This is a genomic window from Stenotrophomonas sp. YJH_SMC_101-4, from assembly GCF_059370395.1.
Genome location: NZ_JCAFTP010000003.1, coordinates 71,214 through 87,953, shown reverse-complemented (window position 1 = coordinate 87,953; position 16,740 = coordinate 71,214). Strand labels below are relative to the sequence as shown.

Sequence of the window (16,740 nt, the reverse complement as noted above, 5' to 3'; positions counted from 1 at the left end):
CTCAGTGCTGCCCCCGCAGGCGGCGCCACAGCAGGCGTGGTGCGCGCCAGAGCATGCCGAAGAACAGGCGGGTATGCATGCGGCTGATGCGCACGTTGTCGCGCCACACATCGAAGTGCGACACGCCATCGGCGGGATAGGTCACGCGCGTGGCCAGGTGCTCGACCGGCAGCTGCCGCCAGTACAGGCGCACCATCACCTCGGTATCGAAATCCATGCGGCGGCCGATGGTCTCTTCATCGATCAGGCGCAGCACCGCCGGCAGCGGATACACGCGGAAGCCGCACATGGTGTCGCGCAGGTGCAGCGAAAGCGTGTTGATCCAGACCCAGATGTGGGTCGCGTAGCGCCCGTACAGGCGCGCCTTCGGAACACTGGCGTCGTAGGCCGGAATGCCGCAGATCACCGCCTCGGGATGGGCGCGCGCCGCTTCGAAGAAGCGTGGCAGGTCAGCGGTGTCGTGCTGGCCATCGGCATCGATCTGCAGCACGTGGCTGTAGCCACGCGCACCGGCTTCGGCGAAACCGGCCAGCATTGCCCCGCCCTTGCCCTGGTTGATGTCCAGGCGCAGCAGGTCGACGCCCTGGCGCTGTGCCAGCGAGCGCAGTGCATTCGCGCACGCCTCATGCGAGCCATCATCGACCAGCAGGCACGGCAGGCCGGCGGCCTGCACGCCGTCGACCACCGCCGCGATGGCGTGCTCGTGGTCGTAGACGGGGATCACCACCAGTGGCGCGAACGCGGCACTGGCAACGGCCGGATCAGTCCGCATCGGCGAAGACCACCTTGCCGCTGGCATGCACACCGTGGCTGGAGGTGTAGCGGAAGGCCAGCACGTTGCGTGCGGCATCCCAGTCCAGCTGCAGGGTCAGCTCATCGCCCGGGCGGGCCACATGCTGGAACTTCACCGCATCCATGCGCAGGAACGCTGCCGGCATCGCGAACATCTGGCGGCCAAAACGCACTGCCCAGTCCAGCTGCGCCACGCCGGGCAGGATCGCCGCCTGCGGGAAGTGGCCCTGGAACGGCCGCAGCGCCGGGTCGAGGGTCATGCGCAGGGTGGCGCTGGCGGCGTCGCGGCGGTCCCAGACCGGCACCGGCATCAGTGGCTGGAACAGCGCTGCCAGCGCCGCCTGGGTGACCTTGCCCTGTGCGTTGATCGGCAGCGTCGGCACCAGCCGCCAGCGGCGCGGCCGGGTGACCGCGTCATGTGCCTGTGCCAGGCGCGCGCCCAGGCGCTGGCCCAGCGCGCGGCGCGCGGCGTCACCGCCCTCCAGCAGCGCCAGGTCGGCCGGCACCACCACGGCCGCCAGCTGCTCGCGCTGGCCGGGCAGGACCAGCACGCGCACGTCGTCCACTTCGGCGTCTTCGCGCAGCGCGCGTTCGAGCGCATCCAGCGAAACGCGGCGCTCTTCGATCTTGACGATGCGGTCGGCACGGCCCAGCAGGCGGAAGCGGCCGTCGGCCAAGGCTTCCACGCGGTCCTGGGTGCGCCACCAGTCGAGGGTTTCCAGATGCGCCGAGGCGACGGCCAGGCAGCCATCCTCGATGCGCCACTGCACGCCCGGCAGCGGCTGCCACGGCGGCAGGTCGGCGTCCCAGCGGCGCCAGGCGATACCACCGGTCTCGCTGCTGCCATAGACCTCGGTCGGCGCCACGCCCAGCCACTGCCGCACCTGCCGCGCCGCGTCTTCCGGCAGCGGGCCACCGGAGGAGAACACTGCACGCAGGCGGCCATGCAGGCTGGCCCAGTCGAGTTGCTCGGGCAGGCGCTTGAGGTGAGCCGGGGTCGCCACCAGCACCGTGTCGGCACCGGCCAGCGCGCCCACCAGGTCTTCATGGAAGAACCGGCGTGGATGGATCAGGCGGCCGGCGGCCAGTGGCCACAGCACGCGGAACAGCAGGCCGTAGATGTGCTGGTGGGACACCGTGCCATGTACCTGCACGCCTTCCAGCTGCGCGCCGAACGCGGCCTGCAGCGCATCCACCTCGCGCGCCAGCTGGTCCATGCGCTTGCTGATCGCGCTCGGCTGGCCGGTGCTGCCGGAGGTGAACACGCACAGTTCGCAGGCGCGCTCGTCCAGCGCCTGCAGTTCGTCGTCCAGCGCGGCGTCCAGCGCCGCCAGCGGGCGGTAATCGGCGGACACGTCGCCTGCGAAACCGCTCACCTGCGGCTGCAGCGCCTGCAGCGTGGCCGGCAGGTTGTCGGCGGCCAGGAACACCCGCTTGCCGGCATGCCAGGCGCCGAACAGCGCCGCAGCAAAGGCCACGGCATCGTCGAAATACAGGGCCCAGTCACGGCCTTCGGCGGCCGCAAAAGCCGCGCGCCAGGCCAGCACGCGCTGGCGGAAGCGAGCGTGGTCGATCACCTCGCCATCGCAGACGCCAACATTGCGCTGCGGGCGCGCCTCCAGCAGCAGCCGGTCCAGGGCAATCCACTCAGCCATGCGCGTGCGCCGCCTTCACCCGCCGCCGCACCAGCCACTCACCTGCGAACAACACGCCCATCATCACGTACGCCAACAATCCGTTGTAGAGCATCCAGACCCGGTCCGACGCGTACAGCGCGGTCAGCAGGGCCAGGCTGCCGTTGAGAACGAAGAAGCCACACCACACCTGGGTGACGCGGCGGGTATAGGCCACTGCGAACGCTGGCAGGTCCGGTTCCTGCAGCCGTGCCAGGCGTTCCACCAGCGGCGGGCCGAAACGCAGGCTGGTGCCAAACACCGCCAGCATCACTGCATTGACCAGCGCGGGGTACAGCTTCAGCGGCAGGGCCTGGTTGAGTACCGTGGCCAGCACCGCCAGCAGGCCGGTGCCCGCGGCCGCGGCCCACCACAGCGGCTGGCGCGTACTCAGCGCGCGCAGCAGGGCCAGGGTGAACAGCAGCAGCGACAGCCAGCGTGGCTCGAAACGGCCCATCGCCAGGTACACCAGTACCGGGTAGGCCAGCGAGATCGCAGCCACCACGACCGTGCGTGCGCGTGCCATGGTGGAGCCGTCGGCGCTGCGGTCAGGCTGCTGCCTGGTCCGGCAGCAGCCTGTGCACCACATCAACGATGTCCTGCACGGTACGCACGGCCTTGAACGCTTCCGGCTGCAGATTGCGGCCGAGCAGCGGCTTGAGCTGCACGATCAGGTCCACCGCATCGATGCTGTCGATGTCCAGGTCGTCGTACAGGCGGGCCTCGGGCGTGATCCGGGCGGTTTCGATCTCGAAGCTGTCGGTCAGGATGCTGACGATGCGTTCGAACAGTTCATTCTTGGTCATGGCAGGTCCTGGCACCGTTACGACTGGCGGGCGGCGACGAACTCGCCGAGCGCGCGCACGCTGGAGAAATGGCGACGGGTTTCTTCCGAATCGGCCGAGAGGCTCACACCGTACTTCTTCTGCAGCGCCAGGCCCAGCTCCAGCGCGTCGATCGAATCCAGGCCAAGGCCCTCGACGAACAGCGGCGCGGTCGGATCGATGTCCTCCGGCGTGATGTCCTCCAGCGAAAGGGAGGAAATGATCAATTCCTTGATCTCGTGCTCAAGTGCTTGCACGGTTCGGATCTCCAGACAGGTCGAAATAACGAGAAAGGTGCTCGGTGACGCGACGGGCTGCCAAGGCATCCCCCCTTGGCGAGTCGTCTTCGGCCAGAAATGGCGCGATCGGGATATCTTCGCCGATCTGCAGCCGAACGTGAAAGCGACGTGAGGGGACACGATACCACTTCTGCCCCTTGGTCAGCGTTGGCGGGCTGCAGGTGATCCGCACCGGGGTGATGTCCAGGCGGCCGCGCACGGCGATGTTGGCCGCGCCCCGCTGCAGCCGCGGCGGCTGTCCGGGCACGCTGCGGGTGCCCTCCGGGAAGATGACCAGGGTGCCTCCAGCGCGCACTGCGGCCACACAGTCATCGACCAGGCCGGCACCATCGTCATTGGCGATGTAGCCGGCGGCCCGTACCGGACCGCGCATGAACGGGTTGCAGGCCACGGCCCGCTTGACCACGCAGTCGGCGTTGGGAAGCAGCGAGATCAGGCAGACCACGTCGATCAGGGTCGGGTGGTTGGCCAGCACCAGCAGGCCGTCGCGCTGCAGGCGCTCACCGCCCTCGATCTCGTAGGTCATCACCCCCAGCCCGCGCATCAGCCGCAGGTGGCTGGCGAACGCGACCTGGACCACGCGCCGGGCGCGGCGGCGGCGCGCCACCGGGTCACGCATCAGCAGCAGTACCGGCATCACCAGAACGCCGAGCAGCAGCCCGCCCAGGCCAAACGCGACGAAGCTGAGGCCGGTGCCAAACACACGCCAGGCATGGTCGAGGCGGCGCAGCAGCTCAGCCACGGCGGCTCCAGCACCAGCGCTGGCCGTGGGCCACGTGTTCCAGTGCCGGCGCGCCGGACAACAGGAACCGGTGCAGGTCCAGCGCATGCGGCAGCAGGCCGGGCGCAGTGCTGGCCTGGCCGTCGGCCGGCTGCCACTGCAGCGACAGCGTCGGCCGGCCCTCTGCCGGAGCGGTCAAACGCCAGCACCACGCAAAGAACGGATCGGGTTCGTCGGCGAACGTCGCGTAAATTTCAGGAAGTGGCGACTCGTAGACCACTACCCGTACCTCGCGGGCGCCATCGGCCAGCAGGCCGACGGCCTCCAGGCACGCCGTCTCCACCGTGGCCTGGCCCGCCGCCAGCGCCAGGTAGTTGCCGCGGTGACCGCGGGCGATCGAATACAGCGCGGCGATCGCGTTGTGCACGGACAGGCCGAATCCGGTCGGCGACAACGGCTGGTCGCCGACCAGCGCGCCCAGCAGGTCCATCGAACGGGCCACGTCGCCGTGGCGGCTGGCGAACACCAGCGGGACGTCACTGTCGGCGCCCTGCCCGTCCTCGCACCAGCACGCGGCCTGGATCGCCATACGACCCAGCCGCTCGATGCGACGGCGCTGCATCGCCGGCACTTCGGCCAGCGCCGGCGTGTCCCCGCCATGCGGCAGGTACGGCGTATCGGCCCAGCCCAGCCACTGGCTGCGCTCACTCAGGCCGGGCGCCCAGGCGGCCCAGTCGACGATGGAAAATTCGATCATTTGGCGATGGTGCTTCAACGGGAGAACGATAGGCACGAGCCATTACGGCGACGCGCGGCGGCCCCCCGTTCCTGCAGCCGTGCGTCCGTCCAGGACGTCGCCGGCTGCCCCCCTGGCCGCCGGAAAGGAGCGCACGCTAGCACGTCCCGCGCGGGGTGTGCAGGTTTCACATTCCCCAACACGGGGCCCGGCAAGCGCAGGCCCCGTCTTCAATCGATCAGTGGTAACCGGTGTCGGCGTGCACCTTGCCGCGGAATACCCGGTACGACCATGCCGTGTAGCCGAGGATGACCGGCAGCAGAATGACCAGCCCGACCAGGGTGAAGCCCAGCGAGGAGGCCGGCGCGGCGGCCTGCCACAGCGTCATCGACGGCGGCAGAAGGTAGGGCCACATGCCCAGCACCAGGCCGAGGAAGCCGAGCACGAACAGGGCCAGGCTGAGCAGGAACGGCGGCAGGTCACGGCGCGGGTGGGTGGCACTGCGCCACAGCGCGGCAGCCACCGCCAGGGTCAGCAAAGGCACCGGCGACAGCCACCAGAAGTTGCCGTCGCTGAACCAGCGATCCATCAACCGCGAATCGAGGAACGGCAGCCAGCTGCTGACCAGGCCCATCGCCGCGATCACCGCCACCACCAGCGGCCGGGTCATCTGCCGCGCCAGCGCCTGCACGCGCCCTTCGGTCTTCAGGATCAGCCAGGTGCTGCCCAGCAGCGCGTAGCCGGCGACCAGCGCAGCGCCGGTCAGCATCGCGAACGGGCTGAACCAGGCGAACGGCCCGCCCTGATAGACACCGTCCACCAGCGGGATGCCCTGCACCAGGGTGCCGAGGATCACGCCCTGGGCGAAGGTCGCCAGCAGCGAACCGAGGCCGAACGCCACGCTCCACAGCCGGCGCGAACGATGCGCCTTGAAGCGGAACTCGAACGCCACGCCGCGGAACACCAGCGCCACCACCAGCAGCAGCACCGGCAGGTACAGCGCCGACAGCAGCACCGCATACGCCTTCGGGAACGCCGCCAGCAGGCCGGCGCCACCGAGCACCAGCCAGGTCTCGTTGCCGTCCCAGATCGGCGCGGCAGTGTTCATCATCAGGTCCAACTGTTCCTCGTCTTCGGCGAACGGGGCGAGGATGCCGATGCCGAGCACGAAGCCGTCCAGCACCACGTACATCAGCACGCCGAAGCCGATCACCGCGAACCATGCCACCGGCAGCCAGGTCATCAGGTCCATGTCAGCGTTCCTCCAGCGGTTCGTCGGCGGCCGACAGCGGGCGTGCCGGGGTATGGCTGCCGTGGTCCAGCGACGGCCCCTCGGCGTACGGCTGCGGCCCATGGCGCAGGATCTTCACCAGGTACCAGATGCCCCAGCCAAACACGAAGGCATAGCCAACAACGTAGACGCCCAGCGACAGCGCGGTCATCCACGCGCTCTGCGGGCCCACTGCATCAGCGGTGCGCAGCACGCCATACACCACCCACGGCTGGCGCCCCATCTCGGTAACGAACCAACCCGACAGCAGCGCGATGAAGCCACTGGGCAGCATCCAGTTCCAGCCGCGCAGCAGCCACGGCGAATCCAGCAGCTTCTTCCGCCACAACTGGAAGGCCGACACCCAGGCCAGCAACAGCATCAGCGTGCCCAGCCCGACCATGATGCGGAAGGCGAAGAACACCGGCGTCACCGGAGGCCGCTCGCTGGCGGGTACCGAGGTGAGAGGATCGAAGGTGCCGTCCAGGCTGTGGGTGAGGATCACGCTGCCCAGCTTCGGGATGGTCACTTCGAAATCGTTGCGCTCTTCCTTCTCGTTCGGCAGCGCGAAGACCACCAGCGGCACGCCCTCGCCTTCCTTGGTTTCATGCCAGTGCGCTTCCATCGCCGCGATCTTCATCGGCTGATGCTTGAGCGTGTTCAGGCCATGCATGTCGCCGACGAAGATCTGCACCGGCACGGTCAGTGCTGCGAACCCCACCGCCGCGATCAGCATGCGTCGGCCCGCTTCCACGTGCGTTCCCTTTCGCAGGTACCACGCACCCACGCCACCGATCACGAAACAGGTGGTGATGAACGAGCCCAGCGCCATGTGCGCCAGGCGATAGGGGAACGAGGGGTTGAACACCACTTGCCACCAATCGACTGGATGCACGATGCCGTTGACCATCTCGTAGCCGGCCGGTGTATGCAGCCAGCTGTTGGACGACAGGATCCAGAACGTGGAGAACAGCGTGCCCAGCGCGACCATGCAGGTGGACAGGAAATGCAGGCGCGGCGAGACCCGGCCCCAGCCGAACATCATCACGCCGAGGAAGCTGGCTTCCAGGAAGAACGCGGTCAGCACCTCGTAGGTCAGCAGCGGGCCGATGACCGTGCCAGCTACCTCGCTCAGCCGCGGCCAGTTGGTACCGAACTGGAAGGCCATGACGATGCCGCTGACCACGCCCATGCCGAACGACACCGCGAAGATCTTCTGCCAGAAGAAATACAGCTCGCGCCACACGGGCAACTTCGTGCGCAGCCAGCGCCATTCGATGAAGGCCAGCCAGCTGGCCGTACCGATGGTGAAGGCGGGGAACAGCACGTGGAAACTGATGACGAATCCGAACTGGATCCGGGACAACAACAACGCGTCCAAGGGACGCCTCCTGCCAGCTGCCGGTGGGATACCGCACCACTTTAGGGGGATATTGTTAAAGCGGGATGCGACCGGGTGACGCGCTGCTTCACTTTGTCGCAGGTGGAGCTGGGCTCACGGGCGAACGAATCAGAACGGCTTCAACAACGCCAATGGCTCCTCCCGCACCGTTCGCCATGCACGGGGCAGCAGGGCAGCAAGACTCGCCACCATCACCAACATGAACGCCATCAACCCTGTCAGCCACGACGATATCGAGCTTCGGTCCTCGGGCGACCAGAACAGGTACAGCGAACACGCGCCCAGCACGGCGCCAGAAATGGTGAAAATGCTGACTTCGAAGATGATCTCCGTGAAGATCACCGATGCGCGCGCACCCAACGTTCGACGGATACCGATGGAGCGCCGCCTACGCTCCAGCCATGCGCCTACCACGCCGGACACGCCGGCCATCAGCACACCCAGGACCACCGCTGCCATGAAAGCGAGCATGGCCGTCGTGAAGCGGTCTGCACGAAGGTAGGCATCGCGATATCCGGCCAACGTGTCAACGCCTGTCGGATTCACGACGCGATAGGGCTGCCGCAGCGCCTCAACGGTGCGGTCAAGCAACACGCGATCCACCTCCGCGTGGGATCCGATCAGGTAATAGCGGCTCGCACCGGTTGGAAAACCGGGAAACAGCGCCCACTGCGAGTCCCGATCGTTTCCACTTGGCGCAGGCCCGACGATGGACGAGAACACACCCACGATCACCCTGCTGCTTCCCGGCCCGAAGTACAGCTGACGACCCACGGCGCTCTCCGAGCCAAACAGATGGACGGCCAATGCCTCGCTGATCAGCACGACCGGCGCGCCGTCGGTCGCCTCATGGTCTGCCGGCAAACGCCCCTTCACCACCTGTGCCCCCAGCATCGTCAACAGGCCTGGGCTGGCGGTTATCACGGGAATGCGATCACAGCCTGCCACGTCGCTGCTGCCAGCCGCCATGGCGTGTGCCATGGCTGCATCACTGGTGCATGCACCGTAATGATGAGCCCTGCCTCCGAACGGAACCGAATCGCTGGCGACCGCCTGCCGGACGCCAGGGAGCTGGATGGCGGAGAGGTCCGATCGCACCAACGAAGGCGCCACCCTCTCTTCGATATCGGAGACCCGGATGACACCGATCGCCTGTGCTCCCTCGATGCCCCGCGTGTTCAATCGTGAGAAACCATCTGCGGCAGACTGCAGGGCAAAGGCGCAGGCCAGGCTGGCCAGTGCGGCCTGTACAAACAGCAGCGACGCGCGGCCCAGGTGGTTGCGGACTTCCTGCATTGAATCCAGCATTTCACGCCGCTCCCTTTGCAAACAACCGCGACAGCGATCCGCTCCGGCAGACTTCCAGCGCGGGGATGAACGCGCACAACAGCGCTGTCGCGAACCCAACCCCGGCTGCCATCAGTACGGACGCGGGGTCCAGCGTAGTGATGGCCGACGGAAGCACCTCCCCTGTCGCCACCAGCCGCATGCCCACCGCATACGCAATGGCCGCCAATGCAGCACTGGCCAATCCCGACGATGCGCATTCCCACATGAGCTGGGCAAAAACATCCCCCCGCCGGGCACCCAGCGCGCGACGTATCGCAAGCTCGCGACGGCGCGCGCCCAGGCTGAATCCCAGCAGCGCGGCTGCATTGACGATGCAGACCACCAGCAGAAGCAGTGCCAGATGAAGCTGGGTCCGGGTGCGCTCAGGGACCAGGCCCTGTCGGTCCAGCCACGCCATCAGCGGCCAGAGCCCGACCTGATCGCTATCCGGGTCAACCTGCAGATCCCGGGCTTGCGCGTACGCGTTCAGCATCGCGCGGTATCCAGACACGTCATCCACTGTCGGTAGCCATGCCCACAGTTGCAGCCAGGACGCCTGCGGGCCAGCAAGTTCCACTCCCTCCCCACCGCCCCAGACCGCCACGCCGTCGACCACGGTCAATCCGTCCGCAATGGCAGTTTCAACCGGTAGATAGATCTGATCGGGTTCCACGAAAGGACGACGGGTCACGTCTCCCTGGAACATCGGCACCGGATGCCAGTCCTCCGCCACGCCGACAACCGTGTATGTGCGCCCGCTCAGCTCCAGCGGATGACCGATGCATCCGGCCGGGCACTCGACCGCTGCGAGTGCCCGTGACAGCACAGCGATCCGACTTCCAGCCTGCCCTTCCTCCGCCGTCCACGATCGCCCTTGCACCAGAGTGATCCCGAGCACGCCGAACACTCCTGACGTTGCGTATCTGGCACGCAGCCGGGCGCTTGATTGCCCGGGTTTCAGCAGGGTCACGGCACCACCGGCCATGGCCGCCTGATTCCAGGCATACCCTTGGTCCAGCAGGGCTTTGGCATCAGGCCAGGTCAACCCCTGCCCAGGATCAGGTGCCGCCGCGTGCTGTGCTCCCGGGCGCACGTCCAGGTGTGGACGGAAGAGCGACCCGCTGCGTCCCGGGACCGGATCGGAGGATGCCTGCAGCACAATGGACAGCATCACCATGGCGGTTCCCACTCCCGCACCGAGCATGAGAGCGACGGCAATGTGCGTCCGTAGGCGTTGCCGAAAGCGCTTAAGCGACAGAGAAACGTAATAGAAGATCACACACCCTCCATGGAGTTGACCCTGTGCCTAGACAGACGCGATCGGCATCCCACGCAGAAGCAGATCCCTGCTTCTCACTGGATCGCCAAGGGTGGCCAGATACGGGCTGAATGCACGGGCAGCACAGACTTGTCGATCTTCGACATGACGCATCTCCGTTGAAGTTGATGGAACGCGAACAGGTCCAAGCCTCCCCGGCTATGACCTGCGTCAGCGATTGCCGACGACCGAGAGTTCCCCAGGACGCACATGAACCTCAATAGCGGAATGGAACTCTGCAACTATCCTCAAGATGGTTGAGAGCTCAGAATCATTGTCGGCAACATCAGCCTACGATTGGCGGCGCGATCACGACTCGTCATGGCGCTAATCACCACATATTGATGAAGCTCGCGAGTTTCACGAGTCCTCATTCCAGGTCATTGGGCCTGCAGACCACGCAGAATGCGTCTAACGCATCACCACGTCCTGTCAGCGCCAGAAGTACCAGACAGCCCCTGCCACCAACGCCCCCAGCAACACCACCTGCACCACCACATAGCCCACGCCACTGTCGCGCGACTCAGCGGCGATGCGCTTCTGCAGCGCCTCGCTCACATCCGGTGTCTGTTCCTGCTGCGCCTGCTCACGCAACGCCTGCGCCAGCGCGCGCTCTTCCGCATCGCGAGGGTCGGTCGGTGGATTCACAGCAGTTCTCCGGCGGTGGCATGCCGCGTCAGTTCCTGCTTCAGGACCTGGCGCGCACGGTGAAGGTGGCTCTTGATGGTACCGCGTGCCAGTCCAGTCACCTGCTCGATCTCGGCCAGATCGAAATCCTCCAGGTAATGCAGGCCGACGATCAGCCGCTGCGGTGCACTCAGCCGTTCCAGCGCCGCGCCAAGATGGCGACCAGCCTGCAGCGCCTCGCTCAGTTCAGCCGGCCCCGGCCCTTCATCGCCAATACCCAGTTCCTCGGGTACTTCCACCGCCACCATCCATTGCGCCTCCAGCCGTCGCCGGCGCAGGTGTTGCAATGCCGTGGTGTAAGCCACCCGTGAAACCCAGGTGCGCAGCGAGGATTCAAAGCGGAACCGGTGCAGCTGGCGGAACACGGCCAGGAAGGTTTCCTGCAGCAGGTCGGCCACCTGATCACGGTCGCCCACCATGCGCCCGATCACATGCGCGCAGGTGCGCTGGTGGGTCTCCACCAGCTTCGCGAAGGCCGCCTGCGAGCCGTCGATGATGGCCCGCACCAAGGCTTGGTCCGCATCCAGCGGTTCGATGGGTGCCGCCGTCGCCGCCGTATCGTGGCGGCGATGGCCCCGCAGTGCCGACAATGCTTCGCCGAGCAGGCTCATCTATGGAGCGCCCCCTGTGCCCATGGCATGGGCCGGCTCAGCCCTTGCGTGCGGCAGGACGGGTGAAGTGCCAGGCCAGCAGCTGGCCGAGGCCGGCACTGCCGACCATCGCGGCGGCGGCGCCGAAGGTCAGTTCGCGTGCACCGATCGCCTCCAGCAGGCCCATTGCCACGGCCAGGCTGACCAGGCTGATGCCCCAGCGCAGCGCGCCCTGGCGGCGGCGTTCTTCTTCCAGTACCGCCAGCGAGCGGATCACTTCCTCCGGCACGTGCGGAGCCACCAGCTTGCTGCGGGCGCGGGCATCGGCAATGGCATGGATCGCGTAGGCGATGCAGATGAAGAGGGTGATCGGGATCAGTTCCTGCATGGTCGGGCTCCTGTTCGGTGGATGATGCGGGTTCAGGAGAATGGATGCGCGACCACGGCAACCGGTTGCACCACTTTGCCAATCCCGCTGCCATGACCTGTGGCCCCTGCCCCGGGCCGGGGCGGCTGGTACCCTTGGCCGGTTTCCTCTTCTGGTGCCGTCCGCCCATGTCCCGAGTGCTGCCCCTGTCCCTCCTGCTGTCGGCCGTGCTGGCCGCACCGGCTGCGCATGCCGCGCATGCCGCGCCGACGCCGATCACCATCGAACAGGCCATGGCCGACCCGGACTGGATCGGTCCGCCGGTCGAGAAGGCCTGGTGGTCGTGGAACAGCCAGCAGGTGGAATACCAGCTCAAGCGTAGCGGCAGCCCGGTGCGCGATACCTTCCGCCAGCCGCTGGCCGGTGGCGTGGCCGCGCAGGTCGCCGATGACCAGCGCGGCACCCTGGACGTGGCCGAGCCGGTCTACGACCGCAGCCGCAGCCGCAGCGCCTTCGTGCGCAATGGCGACGTGTTCGTGCGCGACCTGCGCAGCGGCGCGCTGACCCAGCTGACCCGCAGTAACGAGCGCGCGGGCAACGTGAACTTCGCCGCCGACAACGGCGTGATCTGGCGCGTCGGCCAGAACTGGTTCCACTGGACCGCCGCCAGCGGCGTGCAGCAGGTGGCCAGCCTGAAGGCCGAGAAGGATCCGCGCACGGCACCGAAGGCCGACGTGCTGCGCGACCAGCAGCTGCGCACGCTGGAAACCCTGCGCCGCGACCGTGACCAGCGCGAAGCACTGAAGGACCAGGACCAGCGCTGGCGCCAGGCCGACCCGACCCGCGCGCCGGGCCCGGTGTACCTGGGCGCCGACGTGGAGATCGCCGACAGCGTGCTGTCGCCGGACCTGACCCACCTGATCGTGGTGACCAAGCCGAAGGACTTCGATGACGGCCGTGGCGGCAAGATGCCGCTGTACGTGACCGAATCGGGCTACGAGGAAACCGAAGACACCCGCACCCGCGTCGGCCGCAACGGCTTCGAACCGCATACCCTGTGGTACGTGGACGTGCGCACCGGCAAGGCCGAGAAGGTTCCGCTGGCTGGCCTGCCGGGCATCAGCACCGATCCGCTGGCCGAGCTGCGCCGCAAGGCCGGCAAGGACGCGCTGAAGGGCGAGCGCAGCCTGCAGGTGATGAGCGACTTCATGGGCGGTGGCATCCGCTGGAGCGCCGACGGCCAGCAAGCTGCGGTGATGCTGCGTGCCAACGACAACAAGGACCGCTGGATCATCAGCGTCAACGCTGCCGACGGCCGCGTGCAGAACCGCCACCGCCTGACCGACAACGCCTGGATCAACTGGGGCTTCAACGATTTCGGCTGGATGGCCGATGGCCGCACGCTGTGGCTGCTGTCGGAGGAATCGGGCTTCTCGCACCTGTACACCCAGGCCGGTACCGCAAAGCCGCAGGCGCTGACCAGCGGCAAGTGGGAAACCTCGGCGCCGGTGCCGTCGGCCGATGGCAAGGGCTTCTACTTCCTGTGCAACCAGCAGGCGCCACATGACTACGAAGTCTGCGCGGTCGACACCGGCAGCCGCCAGGTGCGCGAGCTGACCAGCCTCAACGGCGTGGAAGACTTCTCGCTGTCGCCGGACGGCCAGCAGCTGCTGGTGCGCTACTCCGGCGCCTACCTGCCGCCGCAGCTGGCCGTGCTGCCCAGTGCCGGTGGCCAGACACGCGTGCTGACCGACACCCGCACCGCCGACTACAAGGCGCGCCAGTGGATCCAGCCGAAGCTGGTGGCAGTGCCGTCCAAGCACGGTGCCGGCGTGGTCTGGGCCAAGTACTACGAACCGGAAAACAAGGAACCGGGGAAGAAGTACCCGATCGTGATGTTCGTGCACGGCGCCGGCTACCTGCAGAACGTGCACCAGCGCTACCCGGCCTACTTCCGCGAGCAGATGTTCCACAACCTGCTGGTGCAGAAGGGCTACATCGTGCTGGACATGGATTACCGCGGCAGCGAGGGCTACGGCCGCGACTGGCGCACGGCGATCTACCGCAACATGGGCCACCCGGAACTGGAAGACTACAAGGACGGCCTGGACTGGCTGGTCGACACCCAGCAGGGTGACCGCGACCACGCCGGCATCTACGGTGGTTCCTATGGCGGCTTCATGACCTTCATGGCGCTGTTCCGCTCGCCGGGCACCTTCAAGGCCGGCGCCGCGCTGCGCCCGGTGGTGGACTGGCACCAGTACAACCACGGCTACACCAGCAACATCCTCAACACCCCGGACATCGATCCGGAGGCGTACCGCGTGTCCTCGCCGATCGAGTACGCGCAGAACCTGCAGGACAACCTGCTGATCGCCCACGGCATGATGGATGACAACGTGTTCTTCCAGGACTCGGTGAACCTGACCCAGCGCCTGATCGAACTGCACAAGGACAACTGGTCGATCGCACCGTACCCGCTGGAACGCCACGGCTACACCCGTGCCGATTCCTGGCTGGACCAGTACAAGCGCATCCTTAAGCTGTTCGAGCAGAACCTGAAGTGAGCAACGCCGCGGCCACGATCCACATCGTGGCCGCGGTCATCCTGGATGACCGCGGCCAGGCGCTGGTGGTGCGCAAGCAGGGCGCCAGCCGCTTCATCCAGCCGGGCGGCAAGCCCGAACCCGGCGAGGCGCCTCTGCAGGCGCTGGCCCGCGAGCTGGACGAGGAGCTGGGCGTGCAGTTGCGTACGGCTTCAGCGGCTGCGCTGGGCACGTTCGAGGACTGGGCGGTGAATGAGCCTGGCCAGCGCGTACAGGCACAGGCCTGGTGGGTGCAGGTGCACGGCACGCCGCAGGCGCGCGCCGAGATCGCCGAACTGGCCTGGGTGCCGCTGCAACCACCGCATGGCCTGCCCTTGGCACCCTTGAGCGAACACCATATCCTGCCGGCGGTCGCCACCCGGGTGACGGCCCGCTGACCGCGCGGGCACCGATTGCAAGGACACCGGATGTCAATGTCGATCCCGCCGATTCCTTCGCTGGTCCAGCCGGCCTATCACGCCTGGGTGCGCCCGATCGCACAGGCCTCGTTCTGGCTGTCACTGCTGCTCACGGTCTACTTCGTGATGCAGGGACTACTGCTGTGGCCGCTGCACAACCTTCCGATCTGGCATCTGGTTGAGAGGGAAGTGCAAGACCAGCACCTGCACAGCCTGATCTGGCTTTTGGCGCATCCGGTGGCCGCGTCGTTGATCGTCGCGCTGCTGTGCCTGGCCTCGACCCTGGCCAGCTGGGGCCTGCTGCGCGAGCGCAGCTGGGGCCTGTGGAGCTTTGTGGTGATCCTGCTGCTGAGCGCAGTGACCAACTTTGCGATCGCCGGCTGGTTGGATGTGTTCATGCGTGACGTCATCCCGTTTCTCTCCGACGACGCCCTCCTGCAGCAGGAACTCCATCTGAAACGCTGGTTGATCACGCTGACCGTGGTGGCCATGTCATTTGTGTTCCTCGGCCTGCAGGGCTGGCTGGCCTGGCGCCTGCTGCGGCCGGACATCCGCTCACGTTTCCACTGAGCCCCCCTTTTCCGCACGACAAGGACCGTCGCATGCGCTTGCAGGCTCTTCTCCCCGCACTGCTGCTGTTCGCCGCGCTGCCAGCCGGCGCCGACGCGTTGCAGTGTGGCGAATACCGCAGCGCCGATGGCGGCATGGCGCTGGTGTTCACCACCCCCAGCAGCGGCTACCACCACGCTGACGGCAGCGAGCCGCAGCCGCTGTGGGTTGATCGCAGTGCGGCGCAGACGCGCCTGGTCATGCTCGACGATGGCGTGGCGGAGCCGATCCGGATCAGTGCCGATGGCCAGCGCATCGAGGACGACGGGGTGGTGACCTACACGCTGCGCCAGTCCCGTGCCTGCACCGTCGAGCCCAGCACGATGGACGGCAGCTGTCGCGCCGCCGGCAGCCACTGCATTGCGCAGCTGCCCACGGCCTCTCCCGGCCAGGCCCAGCGCGCGTGCGGCGAAGGCGTTGGCGCGGGCTGCTCGGCGCTGTTGCGACAACTGCGCGATGGCAACGCCGCAGCCGCTGGTGACACCGGCGCCGCCCTCTTCGAGCGCCCGTCCGCCTGCCGCGAACACACGCCCGAGCATGACCCGCAGGCCTGCGAGGCGCTGACCGGTGATGCGCTGGCCACCGCGATGCAGCGGGTGGGTGAACGCCTGCAACAGGAAGACGAAGACGCACTGGATTCACCGCTTCCGGCCGCTGCACGCGATCGTCTGCAGCAGCTGTGTCTGCAGCACCGCAGTGGTCGCTTCTGCGTCGAAGTGGCCGAACAGCAGTTGATCGCGCTGGAACCCGCGTGGGCGGTGCAGGCCCTGCAGGTGGTCTGCGATGCAGGCCGCATCAGTGCCTGCGAACGCATCGCACCGCTGCGCGATCTCGGCGCGGACCTGCGCCTCGTCCCGGCCCAGCAGGTGCCGTGCGGCCGCTATCAGGCCGACAGTGGCGTGATCGACAGGCTCGACTTCGGCGATGGCGCGCGTGGCCGTCTGCATGACGGCGCGATCCACCTGCAGCAGAACGGCGAAAACCTTGTGCTGCGTCAGCTCGGCAATGGCGACCTGCTTGGTATGGATGCGCAGACGGGATATCAGCGTTACCAGCCGGTGCCCGGCACGGCACAATGCACGCCCCCGCGCGAGGGCCGTGGTTCGCCGTAGCGCTTGG

Annotated in this window: 18 protein-coding genes; 4 read left to right on the top strand and 14 right to left on the bottom strand. The window is 67.2% G+C overall.

All coding sequences use genetic code 11. The features are described from left to right. Window position 1: 1 nt before the first annotated feature. The 14 genes from AC5P8D_RS11250 to AC5P8D_RS11185 form a co-directional block, all read right to left on the bottom strand. On the bottom strand, window positions 2-772 hold the full coding sequence (locus AC5P8D_RS11250) for a glycosyltransferase family 2 protein (RefSeq protein WP_414614669.1): 771 nt from the start codon (window positions 770-772) through the stop codon (window positions 2-4). Further along, window positions 762-2,447: an ApeI family dehydratase gene (locus AC5P8D_RS11245; protein ID WP_414614668.1), complete on the bottom strand. Its 1,686-nt coding sequence runs from the start codon at window positions 2,445-2,447 to the stop codon at window positions 762-764. The genes AC5P8D_RS11250 and AC5P8D_RS11245 overlap by 11 nt, the downstream gene beginning before the upstream one ends. Next, window positions 2,440-2,991, bottom strand: a complete 552-nt coding sequence (locus AC5P8D_RS11240; RefSeq protein WP_010482325.1) for a COG4648 family protein — start codon at window positions 2,989-2,991, stop codon at window positions 2,440-2,442. The genes AC5P8D_RS11245 and AC5P8D_RS11240 overlap by 8 nt, the downstream gene beginning before the upstream one ends. A 22-nt stretch (window positions 2,992-3,013) precedes the next feature. Next, window positions 3,014-3,271: an acyl carrier protein gene (locus AC5P8D_RS11235; RefSeq protein WP_006402206.1), complete on the bottom strand. Its 258-nt coding sequence runs from the start codon at window positions 3,269-3,271 to the stop codon at window positions 3,014-3,016. Window positions 3,272-3,288: 17 nt separating this feature from the next. Continuing rightward, window positions 3,289-3,546 carry a phosphopantetheine-binding protein gene (locus AC5P8D_RS11230; RefSeq protein ID WP_005411610.1) on the bottom strand — a complete coding sequence of 86 codons (258 nt, stop codon included), beginning with the start codon at window positions 3,544-3,546 and terminating at the stop codon, window positions 3,289-3,291. Beyond that, complete coding sequence (locus AC5P8D_RS11225) at window positions 3,533-4,330, bottom strand: lysophospholipid acyltransferase family protein (protein WP_010482327.1); 798 nt, start codon at window positions 4,328-4,330, stop codon at window positions 3,533-3,535. The genes AC5P8D_RS11230 and AC5P8D_RS11225 overlap by 14 nt, the downstream gene beginning before the upstream one ends. After that, window positions 4,323-5,066, bottom strand: coding sequence for a beta-ketoacyl synthase chain length factor (locus AC5P8D_RS11220; RefSeq protein ID WP_043399566.1), 744 nt, complete (start codon window positions 5,064-5,066; stop codon window positions 4,323-4,325). The genes AC5P8D_RS11225 and AC5P8D_RS11220 overlap by 8 nt, the downstream gene beginning before the upstream one ends. 217 nt (window positions 5,067-5,283) lie before the next feature. Next, entirely contained in the window at window positions 5,284-6,297 is a 1,014-nt protein-coding gene (gene cydB, locus AC5P8D_RS11215; protein WP_010482330.1) for a cytochrome d ubiquinol oxidase subunit II, read from the bottom strand. A gap of 1 nt (window position 6,298) precedes the next feature. Continuing rightward, window positions 6,299-7,696 (bottom strand): cytochrome ubiquinol oxidase subunit I, encoded by a 1,398-nt coding sequence (locus AC5P8D_RS11210; RefSeq protein ID WP_049454170.1) that lies wholly within the window; start codon window positions 7,694-7,696, stop codon window positions 6,299-6,301. A 129-nt stretch (window positions 7,697-7,825) separates the two neighbouring features. Beyond that, complete coding sequence (locus tag AC5P8D_RS11205) at window positions 7,826-9,025, bottom strand: ABC transporter permease (RefSeq protein WP_049413150.1); 1,200 nt, start codon at window positions 9,023-9,025, stop codon at window positions 7,826-7,828. A gap of 1 nt (window position 9,026) precedes the next feature. Continuing rightward, window positions 9,027-10,325: an FtsX-like permease family protein gene (locus AC5P8D_RS11200; RefSeq protein ID WP_171954850.1), complete on the bottom strand. Its 1,299-nt coding sequence runs from the start codon at window positions 10,323-10,325 to the stop codon at window positions 9,027-9,029. A 471-nt stretch (window positions 10,326-10,796) separates the two neighbouring features. Then, window positions 10,797-11,012 carry a hypothetical protein gene (locus tag AC5P8D_RS11195; RefSeq protein WP_049413155.1) on the bottom strand — a complete coding sequence of 72 codons (216 nt, stop codon included), beginning with the start codon at window positions 11,010-11,012 and terminating at the stop codon, window positions 10,797-10,799. Then, entirely contained in the window at window positions 11,009-11,662 is a 654-nt protein-coding gene (locus AC5P8D_RS11190; RefSeq protein ID WP_248854146.1) for an RNA polymerase sigma factor, read from the bottom strand. Before AC5P8D_RS11190 ends, AC5P8D_RS11195 begins: the two co-directional genes overlap by 4 nt. Window positions 11,663-11,699: 37 nt before the next feature. Further along, on the bottom strand, window positions 11,700-12,029 hold the full coding sequence (locus tag AC5P8D_RS11185; RefSeq protein ID WP_010482336.1) for a hypothetical protein: 330 nt from the start codon (window positions 12,027-12,029) through the stop codon (window positions 11,700-11,702). A 167-nt stretch (window positions 12,030-12,196) separates the two neighbouring features. Between AC5P8D_RS11185 and AC5P8D_RS11180 the strand changes: the two genes are divergently transcribed. From AC5P8D_RS11180 to AC5P8D_RS11165, 4 genes are read left to right on the top strand one after another with little or no spacing between them, the layout of a single operon-like run. Beyond that, entirely contained in the window at window positions 12,197-14,575 is a 2,379-nt protein-coding gene (locus AC5P8D_RS11180) for a S9 family peptidase (protein ID WP_495203316.1), read from the top strand. Further along, the gene (locus AC5P8D_RS11175; RefSeq protein ID WP_019337913.1) at window positions 14,572-14,991 is read left to right on the top strand and encodes an NUDIX hydrolase; all 420 of its coding nucleotides are present in this window, start codon (window positions 14,572-14,574) and stop codon (window positions 14,989-14,991) included. Before AC5P8D_RS11180 ends, AC5P8D_RS11175 begins: the two co-directional genes overlap by 4 nt. A 30-nt stretch (window positions 14,992-15,021) precedes the next feature. Continuing rightward, on the top strand, window positions 15,022-15,582 hold the full coding sequence (locus AC5P8D_RS11170; protein WP_019661728.1) for a hypothetical protein: 561 nt from the start codon (window positions 15,022-15,024) through the stop codon (window positions 15,580-15,582). 32 nt (window positions 15,583-15,614) lie between these two features. Continuing rightward, window positions 15,615-16,733: a hypothetical protein gene (locus AC5P8D_RS11165; RefSeq protein ID WP_197597606.1), complete on the top strand. Its 1,119-nt coding sequence runs from the start codon at window positions 15,615-15,617 to the stop codon at window positions 16,731-16,733. Window positions 16,734-16,740: the final 7 nt, after the last annotated feature.

Excerpts from the sequence above, each read along its gene's own strand:
- AC5P8D_RS11250 (WP_414614669.1), bottom strand. The coding sequence starts at position 772 with ATGCGGACTGATCCGGCCGTTGCCAGTGCCGCGTTCGCGCCACTGGTG.
- AC5P8D_RS11245 (WP_414614668.1), bottom strand. The coding sequence starts at position 2,447 with ATGGCTGAGTGGATTGCCCTGGACCGGCTGCTGCTGGAGGCGCGCCCG.
- AC5P8D_RS11240 (WP_010482325.1), bottom strand. The coding sequence starts at position 2,991 with ATGGCACGCGCACGCACGGTCGTGGTGGCTGCGATCTCGCTGGCCTAC.
- AC5P8D_RS11235 (WP_006402206.1), bottom strand. The coding sequence starts at position 3,271 with ATGACCAAGAATGAACTGTTCGAACGCATCGTCAGCATCCTGACCGAC.
- AC5P8D_RS11220 (WP_043399566.1), bottom strand. The coding sequence starts at position 5,066 with ATGATCGAATTTTCCATCGTCGACTGGGCCGCCTGGGCGCCCGGCCTG.
- cydB (WP_010482330.1), bottom strand. The coding sequence starts at position 6,297 with ATGGACCTGATGACCTGGCTGCCGGTGGCATGGTTCGCGGTGATCGGC.
- AC5P8D_RS11205 (WP_049413150.1), bottom strand. The coding sequence starts at position 9,025 with ATGCTGGATTCAATGCAGGAAGTCCGCAACCACCTGGGCCGCGCGTCG.
- AC5P8D_RS11190 (WP_248854146.1), bottom strand. The coding sequence starts at position 11,662 with ATGAGCCTGCTCGGCGAAGCATTGTCGGCACTGCGGGGCCATCGCCGC.
- AC5P8D_RS11185 (WP_010482336.1), bottom strand. The coding sequence starts at position 12,029 with ATGCAGGAACTGATCCCGATCACCCTCTTCATCTGCATCGCCTACGCG.
- AC5P8D_RS11180 (WP_495203316.1), top strand. The coding sequence starts at position 12,197 with ATGTCCCGAGTGCTGCCCCTGTCCCTCCTGCTGTCGGCCGTGCTGGCC.
- AC5P8D_RS11170 (WP_019661728.1), top strand. The coding sequence starts at position 15,022 with ATGTCAATGTCGATCCCGCCGATTCCTTCGCTGGTCCAGCCGGCCTAT.
- AC5P8D_RS11165 (WP_197597606.1), top strand. The coding sequence starts at position 15,615 with ATGCGCTTGCAGGCTCTTCTCCCCGCACTGCTGCTGTTCGCCGCGCTG.